Here is a 13,099-nt window from a genome sequence, read left to right as displayed (position 1 = left end):
CCTTCAGCCCTGACTGAGCAGGCGTGATACCGCCTGCTCCTGCCGATCCAGCGCGCCTCGATTGGCGGCGACAAAGGCCGCTGCCTGCTGCCCCGCTTCACGCCGCCGATCCACGCCTTCAAGCCAGATCGATAACTGCGCCTGCAGCCCGGCAGCATCGGCAACCCGCACCAGCCCACCTGCTTCCTTCAGCGCATCGGTAATGCTCTGGAAGTTGAAACAGTCCGGTCCCATCACCACCGGCAGCCCCAGTGCCGCCGGCTCCAGCGGATTATGCCCGCCGGTACCGCTGAAGCTGCCGCCGACGAAGGCGATATCCGCCGCCGCGTAGAACAGCATCAGCTCACCCATGCTGTCACCCAGATACAATTCGGTGTGTTCGTCTGGCCGATCGCCACGGCTGCGACGTACCAGCCTGTCGCTGTAGCCACGGCATAATTCCGCCACAGCATCGAAGCGTTCCGGGTGACGAGGCACCAGGATCAGCGCCAGCTCGGGATGCACCGCCTTGAGTTGCTGCCAGGCCTGCAGCAGAATCTCATCCTCGCCCTGATGAGTACTGGCCGCGATCAGCACAGGGCGCTCAAGCCCCAGCCGTTCCCGCAACGTGCGCCCCGACGTAACTTGCCCGGCATCCGGCTGCAGATCGAACTTGATACTGCCGGTCACTTCGACCCGCTCAGGTGGCATGCCCAGTGTCAGGAAACGATCCGCATCCGCCTGCCCCTGTGCGGCGATCAGGCTCAGCTGCTGCAGCATCGGTTTTGTCAGAGCTGAAAAGCGCTGATAGCCGCGCGCCGAACGCTCCGACAGCCGCGCATTGGCCAGCAGCACCGGCACCTCGGCGCGGGCACATTGGTTGATCAGATTGGGCCAGAGTTCGGTTTCAACAATGATGCACAGCTCGGGATGGGTTCGACGCAAAAAAGCCCGCAGCGCCAGCGGCAGATCCCAGGGACAGAAGCGCTGTTCAACTCGATCACCGAACAGCGTGCGCACCTGAGCCGCACCGGTGGGTGTCATATTGGTGATCAACAACCGATGCTGTGGATAACGCGCCAGCAGGCGGTTCACCAGGGGCGCAATCGCCACCGTTTCACCCACTGATACGGCGTGGATCCAGATCACCGGCTGGCCGACGGCAGGCCCAAGCCCCAGACGCTGAGACCAGTTTTGCCGATACCCGGGTGCCTTGCGACCACGCCACCAGAGGCGCAGCAGCAGGATGGGCAGCAGCAGGTAGAACAGGAGAGTGTAGAGCTGTCGCATAGGCGCCGATACATGGTTGAATAAAGCCTGCAGTGTAACACTGCCGGAGCATACAGCCGAACGCTGGAACCCCCGGCGCATATCGGGGACAATGCAGGCAACTGCCACCGTTCAGCGGATCTGAATATGGATAACACTCAACATCTGCCCGAGGCCGACTCTCGGCCGAAGCGACCAAGTCTGACCTGCATACTGCCGGCCTTCAATGAGGCGGAAAACCTGCGTCACTTGATCCCGGAGTTGAGCCAGTACCTGCAGAAATTCTCCGATGAGATTGAGCTGCTGGTGGTCGATGATGGCAGCCAGGATAATACTGCAGCCCTGGTCAGTGCCCTGACCCATGAATATCCCGTCACGCTGCTGCAGCTGTCACGCAATTTCGGCAAGGAAGCGGCGCTCAGTGCAGGGATCGACCATGCTGATGGTGACGTTGTGTTGCTTATGGACTCCGATGGTCAGCATCCGCTTGCCGTGGTGGATCAGTTTTTTCATCACTGGCACCGGGGCTGGGACATGGTCTATGGCGTGCGTGAAGACCGCTCGGACGAGTCCCATGCCAAGCGTCATCTGACCAATCTGTTTTACAAAATCCTCAGCCGCAGTGCCGAGATCGACATCCACCCGGATGCCGGTGATTTTCGCCTGCTCGATCGCAAGGTGGTGCAGGCATTGCGCCAACTGCCTGAGCGCTCGCGCATGATGAAGGGGTTGTATGCCTGGGTCGGCTTTCCCAGCAAGGCGGTGACCTTTCAAGTCGCACCGCGCATGGGTGGCAGCACCAACTTCCGCCTGCGCCACTTGTCGTCCCTGGCCCTGACCGGCTTCACCAGCTTCAGCAGTGCGCCACTGCGCATCTGGATGCTGATCGGGGCCGGAGTCTCAGTGCTGTCAGTCTTGTATGCGTTCATTATCGTGCTGCGCACACTGATTTTCGGTTCAGACGTACCCGGCTGGCCCACCATCGCGGCAGGAATCGCTTTTCTTGGCGGTATTCAGCTGTTTTCGGTGGGGATTCTGGGCGAGTACATTGCCCGCATCTTCTCTGAAGTGAAGGCGCGTCCGCTGTATCTGGTTGGGCGTCAGGTTTCCTTCCGCGATCGTGCCGAAACTCGGGATAACAGCGATGACGCGTGAAGCCCTGAGTTTTATCGCGGTCGGGGTCAGTGCCCTGCTGGTACACTGGTTGGTAGTAATTGCACTGGTCCCTCTGGCCGGACTGCACCCGCTGATCGCCAACGTGATCGCCTTTCTGGTGGCGTTCAATGTCAGCTACTTTGGCCATCGCCACCTGACCTTTCGCGCAAGTGACCGCTCACACCGCCAGACACTGCCGCGCTTTGCAGCTGTCGCGGCCAGCAGCTTTCTGGTGAATGAGGCGATGTACTGGGCGCTGCTGACTCTTACCCCAATGCGCTACGATATCGCCATGCTGCTGGTACTGGGCACGGTGGCCGTGCTGACCTATCTGCTGGGCAAGTTCTGGGCGTTCGCATGACTCGATCACTTGTGCTGTGTGCCGATGATTTCGGCCTGGCTGACGGCATCAATCGTGCCATTCTGGAGCTGATCGACCTTGGTCGCCTGTCGGCCACCAGCTGCATGACCACCATGCCAGCCTGGACAGAAGGCGCCGCTGCCGCTTTGATTGCACGACATGACCGCGCCGCGCTGGGCCTGCACTTCAATCTCACCGAAGGCGATAATGCCACTCCTCTGGGGAAGCTGATGCAGCAAAGCCTGCTGGGGCAGCTGGATACCGGACGGGTACAGCAGGCATTAAACCGGCAACTGGACCGTTTCGAGGCGTTAACCGGACTGCCACCGGACTTTGTCGACGGCCACCAGCACATTCAGATGTTTCCGGGCATTCGCGATATTGTGCTGCAGACGCTGCAGCAGCGTTATCAACAGCAGCGCCCCTGGGTTCGGGTATCAAACCCTGCAATCAGCGGTCATGATGCCAGTTTCAAGGCTGTGGTACTGCGGCTGATGGGGCTGGGGTTTGAGCGGCAGCGACGACAGCACGCCGTTGCCGGCAATCGAAGTTTCGCAGGCATGTACTCTCTGCAACCGGACGCCGGTTTTGAACGCATGCTGCAACACTGGCTGAAAACGCTACCCGAAGGTGCGTTGATCATGTGCCACCCGGGGCACACCGATGGCCAATCCGGACTGGCCCGTGCACGGCAACAGGAATACGACTGGCTCGCCGGTGATGCCTTCGGCGCCGCCCTGCAACAGAGTCAGCGCTCACTTACGGTGAAACCTGCACTGGATTGAACCGTTGTTTACTGGCTGGAAACGTCTATCGGCTGCAATCGGCTTGCGGCAACCACAGTCGCCAACTGATCGACAACGGCGCCCGATCAGGCAAACGTGGCCAGGGCAGACTGAATTCACCTTCGGAATCCCATTGCCCCGCTTCCGGCAGCGCTGACTGCCAGCGGCTGTCTTTCGTTTCCCAGATCAGCAACCCGCCCTGCCGTTGTACGCGTGCCAGATCCGCCCAGGGCGCAAGTGCCAGATCCGCATCCGGAATGGCCGAGGCACGCGGGCTCAGATTGATCGCCACTGTCTCTGCCAGCCAGTAGTCACCGGCCACCAGCTGCAGCGGACAGTCGGTATGCTGCTGCCACTGCTGCTGCAGCGAACCGGACAGCGCTTGATCCGGCCAGCCGGTGCGAGACGGCTTGTCACGGATCTGATCCTTGAAGCCCACAAAGAGCAGCATCAATACGCTCAGCAGCAGCAGGAAAATGGCAAATGCCCACAGCAGGCGCTTCCAGCGCTGGCGCAGCACCTCCAGCGGAATTATCGATGCCAGTATCAGACCGGACAGGTTCCACATGGGCGCGCCCCACATGTCACGGGTGCCAGCCCCTGTGATCATGGCTCCCAGCGCCGTCAGCAGTGCCGGCATCAGCCCGATCCAGAACAGAAAGGCGGCGCCTTCAACGGGACGCTGCCAGCAACTCCGGCGCCAGAAGCCCGCCATCAATAGCAAGAGCAGCAACGGCAGATGGTCTACAAGCTGTACCAGCAGGAACTTCAGCGGCCCCAGCCAGCGGGATTCGGTGGCAGACGCTGCAGCCGAGCGTGCCGCCGCATAGCTGAGCGGCAGAAAATCATGCGCCACCAGCCAGAGCAGGTGCGGCAAAAAAACCAGCCCCATTACCAGCACACCGAGCCAGAGCTGCGGCTTCAGCAGCTTCTTCCTCAGCGGTGGATGTACAACCAGCCACAGGAACATGGGCGCCAGCAGCATGATGTAGGAATACTTGGTGAGCAGACCAAGCCCGGACACCAACCCGAGCAGCAGCCAGTTCAGCCAGCGATCCTGGCTGATGGCGCGGTGAAAAAACAACACTGCCGCCGCCCAGATCGGCATCTGTGCCACATTGTGGTTGAATTCGATGGTGGGCCAGGTAAAGAAATACACGCCCAGCAGCGCCAACACGCCAAAGGCCGCACGTTCCCGATCCAGGGTGCGGCAGCCAAGATGCCAGACACAGAGCAGAGTCAGGCCGATGCACAGCTGACTCAGCAGAAAGGGACCAACATCACCCAGGGCGCGCTCAAACAGGTACAGAATCCAGGCCGGAAGCGGCGGATGCTTGTAATAGCCCCACTGCCACTCCTGCCCCCAGTAGACACCCTCCACCACATCGAGCGGCAGACTCTCAACCAGCAAACCCGGCAGCAGTGCCCAGCTGATCAACTGCAGTGCAAGCAGCCACAGCAGCCCGCGGTAACAGATCGACTGCGCGGTTTTCATGCCTGCTACTCCGTATCGGTCTGCAGAATATGGAACTTGGAATAGGCCCCCTGCTGCTCCAGCAGTTCGGAGTGAGAACCCTGTTCAATGATGCGACCGTCCTCCATCACCACGATGATGTCGGCTTTTTCAATGGTGGACAGGCGGTGTGCTATCACCAGCGTGGTTCGACCACGCATCACCTCTTCCAGTGCATCCTGAATGTGCCGCTCAGACTCACTGTCCAGCGCCGATGTCGCCTCATCCAGGATCAAAATCGGGGCATCCTTCAAAATGGCGCGGGCGATGGCGATACGCTGACGTTGACCGCCGGAGAGCAACACACCATTTTCACCCACTCGGGTATGAATTCCCTGCGGCAGACGTTCGACAAACTCGGTTACGTGAGCAGCTTCTGCCGCCGCCAGAATGGCAGTCTCACTGGCACCGGCCATGGCGCCATAGGCAATATTTTCGGCGATAGTGCCGTTGAACAGCACCACATTCTGGTTCACCAGTGATATCTGGCTACGCAGGCTATCCAGCGTAAACGATTCCAGTGGCTCGCCATTGACCAGCAACTCACCCGTCCAGCCATCATTGAAACGTGGCAACAGGCTGGCCATCGTGGTCTTGCCGCTGCCGGAACGCCCCACCAGAGCAACACTTTTCCCCTGCGGCAGGCTCAGGCAAATATCCTGCAGCACCTCCTTGTCCGTGCCGGGATAGGCAAAATGCAGGTGGCGGAATTCGATATCCCCGATCCGCTCCAGCGTGCGGCTGCCACTGTCCTGTTCAACCGGCTCATCCAGCACTTCAAACAGACTTTCTGCTGCGGCGATCCCCTTCTGCACGATAGACGTGATATCGGTAAGCAGGCGCAGCGGTTTGGTGATCATGCCGGCTGCGGTCAGAAACGCCACAAAGCCACCGGTGCTCATGCTGCCCATCACATCCGGGTGCATCGCCAGAAACAGCAGCGCCGACAGAGCCAGCGCGACCAACAACTGAATAATCGGAGTATTGAGCGACTGGGTCACCACCAACTTCATGAACTGACGCTTGTTGTGCAGGCTGGCCTGCTCAAAGCGCCCCCGCTCGGCTTCGGCACCACCAAAGATGCGCACCACCTGATAGCCCTTGATCGATTCGGAGGCCGACTCGGTGATATCACCCACCGATTTCTGAATGCGGCGGCTTAACTTGCGCATCCGCTTGGCGGCCATGGATACCACCAGCCCGATCAATGGCCCGGCGGCGATGAAGATCAGGGTCAACTTCCAGTTGAGGTAAAACATGTAGCCCAACAGCCCTGCAACCGTAAGGCCTTCACGGAACAGAACCTTGATTGCATTGGTTACGGCCTCAGTTACCTGCTCGACGTTGTAGGTCAGTTTTGCCAACAGTTCACCACTGGATTTGTGGCTGTAGTAATGAGAAGGCAGCAACAACAGGCGTTCGAAAACTTGGGTACGCAGGCGATGGATCACCTCCCGCCCTACATAAGCGATGCTGTAGTTGCCAATAAAGGCCCCCAAGCCTCGCAGAATGAAAATCCCCATCACGGCAGCGGCCAGGAACCAGCGCTGGTCATAGTCATTGCGCTGTACTGTATCGACCACCATTTCAAGCCATTTGGCTGAGAGCGCCTGGCCTGCACCATAGATGGCAAAACCGATAAAGCTGACCAAAAATATCAGCCAAAGCGGGCGCACATAGACCAGCAAGCGCTTGTACGTTTGCCAGGCGCTGTCTACTTCCGGATGACTTTCACTTTTCAAGGTCTGGTCAGACTGCATAGTACTCCCGATACCACTGCACAAATCGATTCACCCCCTCGTCAACAGACGTAGCCGGCTTGTAACCAACACTCTGCTGCAACTCACTGCTGTCGGCGAAGGTATCAGGCACATCACCCGGCTGAAGTGGCAACATTTCCTTGCGCGCTTTCTTGCCGGTGGCCGTCTCGATTGCAGCGATAAAATCACCCAACTTGACCGCATCACTGTTGCCGATGTTGTAGAGCCTGAAGGGTGCCTTGCTGGTGGCCGGATCAGGATGATCGCTGTCCCAGTCCGGGTTTGAACGGGCCGGTTGATCACTGGCGCGAACCACACCTTCAACGATGTCATCGATATAGGTGAAATCACGCGAGTGATTGCCGTTATTGAACACCTTGATCGGCTCGCCGGCCAGAATACGACTGGTAAACAGATGAGGCGCCATATCGGGGCGCCCCCAGGGGCCATATACCGTAAAAAAGCGCAGCCCCGTGGTGGGCAGGCCAAACAGGTGACTGTAACTGTGCGCCATCAACTCATTGGAGCGTTTGGTGGCCGCATAGAACTGTACCGGATGGTTAACGCCGTCATGTTCACTGAAAGGCATGTGGGTATTGGCACCATAGACACTGCTGGTGCTGGCATAGGTCAGATGCCCGACCTGATGCTGTCGGCACGCCTCCAGTACGTTTACAAAACCGACCAGATTGCTTTCCACATAGGCGTGAGGATTTTCAATTGAGTAGCGCACACCCGCCTGAGCGGCCAGGTGAATGACTCGGTCAAACCGGTGTTCGGCAAAACAGGATTCAACCGCATCACGATCTGCAAGATTGGCGCGGATAAACTGGTAGGTTGAGCCGGTATCTGCTGCCGTCTGCTCCAGACAGCTCAGGCGAGCCTCCTTCAGACCGGTGTCATAGTAGTCGTTGACGTTGTCAAAACCGACCACCTCATCACCACGCTGGAGCAGCTTCATCGCGGTATGGAAACCAATAAATCCGGCATTGCCGGTGACCAGTACTTTCATGGTATCGCCTCAGGAGTCGCTGCCAAACAGATCTCGTGTGAAAACCTTTGCTTCACAATCCTGAATCTCGTTCGCCAGCCGATTGGCCAGAATTACATCACTGATCTGTTTGAACTCGTTCAGATCACGAATCACGCGGGAGTTGAAGAAATAGTCTTCATCCAACACAGGCTCATATACCACCACTTCAATTCCCTTGGCCTTGATCCGTTTCATCACGCCTTGTATGGCAGAGGCTCGGAAGTTGTCCGAGCCGGATTTCATCACCAAACGATAGACTCCCACCACTTTCGGGTTACGCGCAATCACGGAGTTGGCGATAAAGTCCTTGCGGGTGGTATTTGAATCCACGATGGCGCGAATCAGGTTGTTGGGTACCTGATCATAGTTGGCCAACAACTGCTTGGTATCCTTGGGCAGACAGTAACCGCCGTAGCCAAAAGAAGGATTGTTATAGTGGTTACCAATACGTGGGTCGAGTCCAACACCTTCAATAATCTGTCGGGTACTCAGGCCATGCGACTGAGCGTAGCTGTCAAGCTCGTTGAAATAGGCAACACGCATCGCCAGATAGGTATTGGCAAAAAGTTTGATCGCTTCGGCTTCAGTGGAGTCAGTGAACAGAACCGACACATCCTGCTTCAGCGCGCCTTGCCTGAGCAGGCTTGCAAAGCGCTCGGCTCTCTCGGACTGTTCGCCCACGACGATGCGTGAAGGATACAGGTTGTCATACAACGCCTTGCCTTCGCGCAGGAACTCCGGCGAGAAAATCAGGTTGTGTGTGCCCAGACGCTGTGCCAGCTCACGGGTATAGCCCACCGGCACCGTGGACTTGATCACCATCACCGCCTGTGAGTTTATCGCCAGTACATCCTGCACCACGGCTTCAACACTGCGGGTGTTGAAGTAGTTGGTCTGTGGGTCGTAATCGGTGGGCGTGGCAATGATGACAAACTCGGCACCGGCATACGCCTCGTGCTTGTCCAGTGTTGCCCGCAATTGCAGCTTGCCGGAGGCCAGGTACTGGCTGATCTCGACATCCTCGATTGGCGACTCGCCTCGATTAAGCTGATCCACCTTATGACTCAGGATATCCAGCGCTACTACCTCGTTGTGCTGAGCCAGCAATACCGCATTGGAAAGCCCTACGTAGCCTGTGCCTGCAACTGCTATTTTCATCTATAACCTTTCAGCTATCGGGTCCGAAGATAAGTGGTGCATCATACCATGAGAAAATCGGGCAGGGATGTTACAGCCCGTATCGGTTTGCCGCTTGGGTGTCACCACTTTACAATCAGCCCTGTCATGACCTGCTGCAAGAGAGCCCGTGAGCCAACACACCGCACCTGACAAGCGCTTTATGAGCCCTCGATTCTGGCCTGCCCGAATCGGTATCGGTCTCTTATGGCTGCTTAACCGCCTGCCTTGGCGCTGGCAGATCCGTCTCGGCCGCGTATTGGGGCATATGCTTTTTTACATGAGCCCGCGCCGACGCCATGTGACAGAGGTCAACATCCGCCTGTGCTTTCCTGAGCTGAGCGACGTTGAACAAGCGAAACTGGTCCGCTCGGTGTTTGCCAACAACGGCATCGGCCTGTTCGAGACAGCCATGGCCTGGTGGACTCCACGGGAAAAGCTGAAGGGTCACTTTACACTCAAGGGGCAAGAGCACCTGGATGCTGCCTTGGCCAAGGGTAAGGGCGTTATTTTATTGGGCGCACATTTTTCGACCCTCGACCTGGGCGGACTTCTGTTTTCAGACTTTTACCCAGTCGATGCCATGTATCGCCGCCACAACAATCCACTACTGGAACGGATCATTACCCGTTGCCGCCAACGCTGTTTCGAGCTGGTGATTGAGCGCTCGGAGATTCGAACCGTCCTGAAGGCTCTGCGCAACAACCACATTGTCTGGTACGCACCTGATCAGGACTTTGGCAGTCACCAGTCGGTGTATGCACCCTTTTTCGGCGTTCCTGCAGCAACCATTACCGCAACCACACGCATGGTAAAGCTGAACAATTCACCGATTTTGATGCTGGCACAGCACCGCCTGCCAGACGACTCGGGCTACGAACTGGAACTGTTCCCTGCAATCGAGCCATTCCCGACCGGTGATGAAGAGATCGATGCAGCCCGGGTCAATGCCGAAATTGAGCGCGCCATCCGCAAGGACCCAGCGCAGTACATGTGGGTGCACCGTCGCTTCAAAACGCACCCACAGGGCAAGAATTACCTGTATCGCAGGCAGCCATAGTCAGCTCAGCAGCCACTCCAACGGGTCTGCCGTTTCTGGCGGCCTGGCCCCCGCCTGTTCTACAAACAGGCGATACCAGATCGCCAGCTGAATCAGCGCAGCAACAGGTTCTACCAGTTTCCTGTCCAGTTGTGGCAGTTTGGCAAGCAGGCCCTGCAGCTCCTTTCTATCCAGTATCTCGGCCAACAACGGGGACCCCATAAGCGCCTGCTCAAGCCTGACAGGGTCCAGTGATCTGACCCAGTCGGCAACCGGCACGGAAAAGCCTTTTTTGCGCCCTTGCTCAACCTGAGGAAGGTGTGCCTGAAGCCATTTGCGCGGCAGATATTTACCGGTTCGCCCACGCTGTCGTAACGACTGCGGCAGCGACAGTCCGAACAACACCAGTCGATGATCCAGAAAAGGCACCCTGCCTTCTACACCCTTGACCATCATCATCCGATCCGCCTTTACCAGCAGATCATCCGCCAGCCAGGTCGCGATATCGGTCGCCTGCATGCGTGTCAAACGATCAAGGCCTGCAAACCGTTTCCAGTTCTGGATAAAGGGCGCCCGCCAATGGCCAAACAGTCTTGCCTGCTGTGAAAGCTTGATCAGACCCAGTGCCTGCGGCCGGTTAAACCGGCCTTTGGTTCTAAAACCACCACTGCCAGGAGCCTTCAGCTGAGCTAACCATCGCTGAAACATGGGCATGCGATAACGACCGTAACCGGCAAACACTTCATCGCCACCTTCGCCGCTCAATACCACTTTGTGACTCTGCGAGGCTCTGTCAGCCAGTACCAGCGTTGGCAGCGACGCGAAGTCACCCATCAGCTCATCACTGGCCCAAATCGCATATACCAGTTGGTCAAACAGCCTGATCGGCTCTGATTTAACGTACTCAAGCTCAAGGCTACAGGCCTGAGCCACAGCACCTGCGGCCTCTGACTCGTCATGCACGGTTGTGCTGTTAAAGGCCAGACTCCAAGCTTTGGGCAGTTGTTTACCAAAACTGCAACGACTGAGCTCTGTAGCCAATATTGATGAATCAACACCTCCGGACAGAAAGAGCCCCACCGGCACATCGGAGCGCAGATGCTTTTGCAGCACATCCTGCAGCAGCTCATCAAAGGTCTCCAGGGCAGCCTGCTCGTCACCCTTGAATACCGGCTGTTCTTTAAGCGACTGTTCCAGCGACCACCAGATGCCTGTCTCAATATTTCCATCCGGCAAAACCTTGAGGAATCCACCCGGTGGTACACGGCAAATACCCTTGATCGCCGTTTCATCACCAGACGCAAAGTTGATCTGCAGGAATCGCCCTACCGCTTCCAGATTGGGCTGCAGTTTGTCCGGCAACACCCTGACCAACGCCTTGATTTCCGAAGCAAAAGCAATGCCGCCGGGCAATTCGCAGTAATAAAGCGGTTTGATACCGAAGCGGTCGCGTACCAGCAGCAGCTCACCGTTGCTGCGGTTATAATGCGCAAAGGCAAACATGCCTTCCAGCTGATGCGCAAAGTCTGCGTCGGGGCCTGAGTCCGATACAGACAGTGGCAAAATGGTTTCGCAGTCAGAGCCGGTATTGAATCTTTCACCCCGCCCCTGCAGCGACTGCCTCAGCTCCACATGGTTATAGATTTCCCCATTGGCGACCAGGACCCGCTGCCGGTCTTGTGAATACAGAGGCTGTTGTCCGTGTTCCAGATCGATAATTGAAAGTCGAGTATGGATGAGGGCGACCCCCTGCTCGGCAAACATGCCCTGCCCATCGGGTCCGCGATGAGACAGCGCAGCCGCCATCCGAGCAGGAAGTTCAGCATCAATGTCACGCCCTGGGGTGTAGATGCCGGCTATTCCGCACATCAGCGAGCCCCCGCCAAGAGCTGCTCATACAAGGCGTGATAGGCCGATACAATGGCCTCTTGGCCAAAACGCTGCTCCAACGTACAACGCCCGGCACTTATCATCGCGGCTTTCTGATCATCAGAGGCGGTCAGTACCTGCTGCATGGCGGCGGTCAGCGCCTCACAGGCATCGACCTCTGTCAGCACACCGTCAATGCCATCCGTCATCAGCTCCAACGCACCATCACTGCGTGTGGAAACAACGGGGACACCATGCGCCCAGCCCTCAAGAATCACATTACCCAGTGGCTCATGCCGTGAGGGGCAGACGAACAGGTCTGCCATGGCAAAAAAGGGAGCTGGATCCGACTGCCAGCCCAGAAAATGGATGCGGTTACTGGCCGTACTTTTGCTCGCCTGATCCTTGAGCTGATCGGCCAGAGGGCCATCCCCCGCCAGCAGCAACTGCACACGACGCCCACCGATCTCTTCCGGCAAGGCCGAAAAGGCATCCAGCAGCGTGTCAAAAGCCTTGTTGGTATGCAGCCGCCCAAGAGCAAAGATCACCAGGTCATCTTTCAGGTTTAACCGCATCTTCCACTGCTGCAGTTGTTCAGCTTCAACCGGTTCAGGACGAGGAACAAAGTTGCTGATGTAGTGTACGCGATCAGCAGGGTAACCGTGCCTGATCAGGTAATCACAAATCCCCCGGGTATTGCCAACCAGTGCATGTACATGCCGATAGTGATCCGGATTGTAGAAGCCTCCGAGCCGGGCCACATGAACCGGCCCCTTGCCCGGGCGTAGATGAACCAGACGCGTCGCCCGTCCCATCCAGGTTTGGACTATGTCGGGCTGCTCACGCCGGATCAAGGCCCCCAGACTGAAACGCGACAGAGGGTCGAACACACTGCGCATGGCACTGGTCGCTACAGGCGCAGACAGGCTACTGAGCAGTTCACTTCTATGTGGAACGATGGCAGTTGAGCCCAAATCACTCGTCTGGTTAAACGCATGGTGAAGGCGAACAAAAAAGCTTTCGGCGCCACCCAGTTTCTTGCTGCCGATGATCTGAAGCGTTTGAATCCGGCTCACGGGAACTCCTGTCGTTGTGCGAAACTTGCCAGGCGAACCTGTTTGCCCCGACAATAGAGCGCGATTATAGCAACCTCCAGACCC

General features: G+C 57.5%; 11 protein-coding genes. 4 read left to right on the top strand and 7 right to left on the bottom strand.

Annotated elements, in window-relative coordinates; all coding sequences use genetic code 11:
• Positions 1-3: 3 nt before the first annotated feature.
• A complete protein-coding gene (gene waaA / locus ACAM29_RS15655) occupies positions 4-1,269 on the bottom strand; it encodes a lipid IV(A) 3-deoxy-D-manno-octulosonic acid transferase (protein WP_369624660.1) in 1,266 nt (421 codons plus the stop codon).
• A gap of 126 nt (positions 1,270-1,395) precedes the next feature.
• Here waaA and ACAM29_RS15650 point away from each other — a divergent pair, with 126 nt between their 5' ends.
• Genes ACAM29_RS15650 through ACAM29_RS15640 form a run of 3 tightly spaced genes read left to right on the top strand, consistent with a single transcriptional unit; the run spans position 1,396 to position 3,549 of the window.
• A complete protein-coding gene (locus ACAM29_RS15650; protein WP_369624659.1) occupies positions 1,396-2,403 on the top strand; it encodes a glycosyltransferase family 2 protein in 1,008 nt (335 codons plus the stop codon).
• Positions 2,393-2,764 carry a GtrA family protein gene (locus ACAM29_RS15645; protein ID WP_091825977.1) on the top strand — a complete coding sequence of 124 codons (372 nt, stop codon included), beginning with the start codon at positions 2,393-2,395 and terminating at the stop codon, positions 2,762-2,764. The genes ACAM29_RS15650 and ACAM29_RS15645 overlap by 11 nt, the downstream gene beginning before the upstream one ends.
• Positions 2,761-3,549: a ChbG/HpnK family deacetylase gene (locus ACAM29_RS15640; protein ID WP_369624658.1), complete on the top strand. Its 789-nt coding sequence runs from the start codon at positions 2,761-2,763 to the stop codon at positions 3,547-3,549. Before ACAM29_RS15645 ends, ACAM29_RS15640 begins: the two co-directional genes overlap by 4 nt.
• A 25-nt stretch (positions 3,550-3,574) precedes the next feature.
• Here the strand turns inward: ACAM29_RS15640 and ACAM29_RS15635 are convergent, their stop codons facing one another.
• The 4 genes from ACAM29_RS15635 to ACAM29_RS15620 are packed head-to-tail and all read right to left on the bottom strand — an operon-like array spanning position 3,575 to position 9,013.
• Positions 3,575-5,044, bottom strand: a complete 1,470-nt coding sequence (locus ACAM29_RS15635) for a glycosyltransferase family 39 protein (RefSeq protein ID WP_369624657.1) — start codon at positions 5,042-5,044, stop codon at positions 3,575-3,577.
• Positions 5,045-5,049: 5 nt separating this feature from the next.
• Complete coding sequence (msbA, locus tag ACAM29_RS15630; protein ID WP_206837371.1) at positions 5,050-6,822, bottom strand: lipid A export permease/ATP-binding protein MsbA; 1,773 nt, start codon at positions 6,820-6,822, stop codon at positions 5,050-5,052.
• Entirely contained in the window at positions 6,812-7,834 is a 1,023-nt protein-coding gene (locus ACAM29_RS15625; RefSeq protein ID WP_369624656.1) for an NAD-dependent epimerase, read from the bottom strand. Before ACAM29_RS15625 ends, msbA begins: the two co-directional genes overlap by 11 nt.
• 9 nt (positions 7,835-7,843) lie before the next feature.
• Positions 7,844-9,013: a nucleotide sugar dehydrogenase gene (locus ACAM29_RS15620; RefSeq protein ID WP_369624655.1), complete on the bottom strand. Its 1,170-nt coding sequence runs from the start codon at positions 9,011-9,013 to the stop codon at positions 7,844-7,846.
• A gap of 148 nt (positions 9,014-9,161) precedes the next feature.
• On the opposite strand from ACAM29_RS15620, the gene lpxL reads away from it, so the two are divergent.
• A complete protein-coding gene (gene lpxL / locus ACAM29_RS15615; RefSeq protein WP_254774996.1) occupies positions 9,162-10,091 on the top strand; it encodes an LpxL/LpxP family Kdo(2)-lipid IV(A) lauroyl/palmitoleoyl acyltransferase in 930 nt (309 codons plus the stop codon).
• On the opposite strand, the gene asnB is transcribed toward lpxL, so the two are convergent.
• Positions 10,092-11,939, bottom strand: a complete 1,848-nt coding sequence (asnB, locus tag ACAM29_RS15610; RefSeq protein WP_369624654.1) for an asparagine synthase (glutamine-hydrolyzing) — start codon at positions 11,937-11,939, stop codon at positions 10,092-10,094.
• Positions 11,939-13,015, bottom strand: coding sequence for a glycosyltransferase (locus tag ACAM29_RS15605; protein ID WP_369624653.1), 1,077 nt, complete (start codon positions 13,013-13,015; stop codon positions 11,939-11,941). The genes asnB and ACAM29_RS15605 overlap by 1 nt, the downstream gene beginning before the upstream one ends.
• Between the last annotated feature and the right edge of the window lie 84 nt (positions 13,016-13,099).

It is taken from the genome of Marinobacterium sp. BA1 (genome assembly GCF_041155135.1).
GTDB classification, from domain to species: Bacteria; Pseudomonadota; Gammaproteobacteria; order Pseudomonadales; family Balneatricaceae; genus Marinobacterium; species Marinobacterium iners.
This window is presented reverse-complemented; position numbering and strand designations above follow the sequence as displayed.

Coding starts and splice junctions, on each gene's coding strand:
- waaA (WP_369624660.1), bottom strand. CDS start 1,269: ATGCGACAGCTCTACACTCTCCTGTTCTACCTGCTGCTGCCCATCCTG.
- ACAM29_RS15650 (WP_369624659.1), top strand. CDS start 1,396: ATGGATAACACTCAACATCTGCCCGAGGCCGACTCTCGGCCGAAGCGA.
- ACAM29_RS15645 (WP_091825977.1), top strand. CDS start 2,393: ATGACGCGTGAAGCCCTGAGTTTTATCGCGGTCGGGGTCAGTGCCCTG.
- ACAM29_RS15640 (WP_369624658.1), top strand. CDS start 2,761: ATGACTCGATCACTTGTGCTGTGTGCCGATGATTTCGGCCTGGCTGAC.
- ACAM29_RS15635 (WP_369624657.1), bottom strand. CDS start 5,044: ATGAAAACCGCGCAGTCGATCTGTTACCGCGGGCTGCTGTGGCTGCTT.
- msbA (WP_206837371.1), bottom strand. CDS start 6,822: ATGCAGTCTGACCAGACCTTGAAAAGTGAAAGTCATCCGGAAGTAGAC.
- ACAM29_RS15625 (WP_369624656.1), bottom strand. CDS start 7,834: ATGAAAGTACTGGTCACCGGCAATGCCGGATTTATTGGTTTCCATACC.
- ACAM29_RS15620 (WP_369624655.1), bottom strand. CDS start 9,013: ATGAAAATAGCAGTTGCAGGCACAGGCTACGTAGGGCTTTCCAATGCG.
- asnB (WP_369624654.1), bottom strand. CDS start 11,939: ATGTGCGGAATAGCCGGCATCTACACCCCAGGGCGTGACATTGATGCT.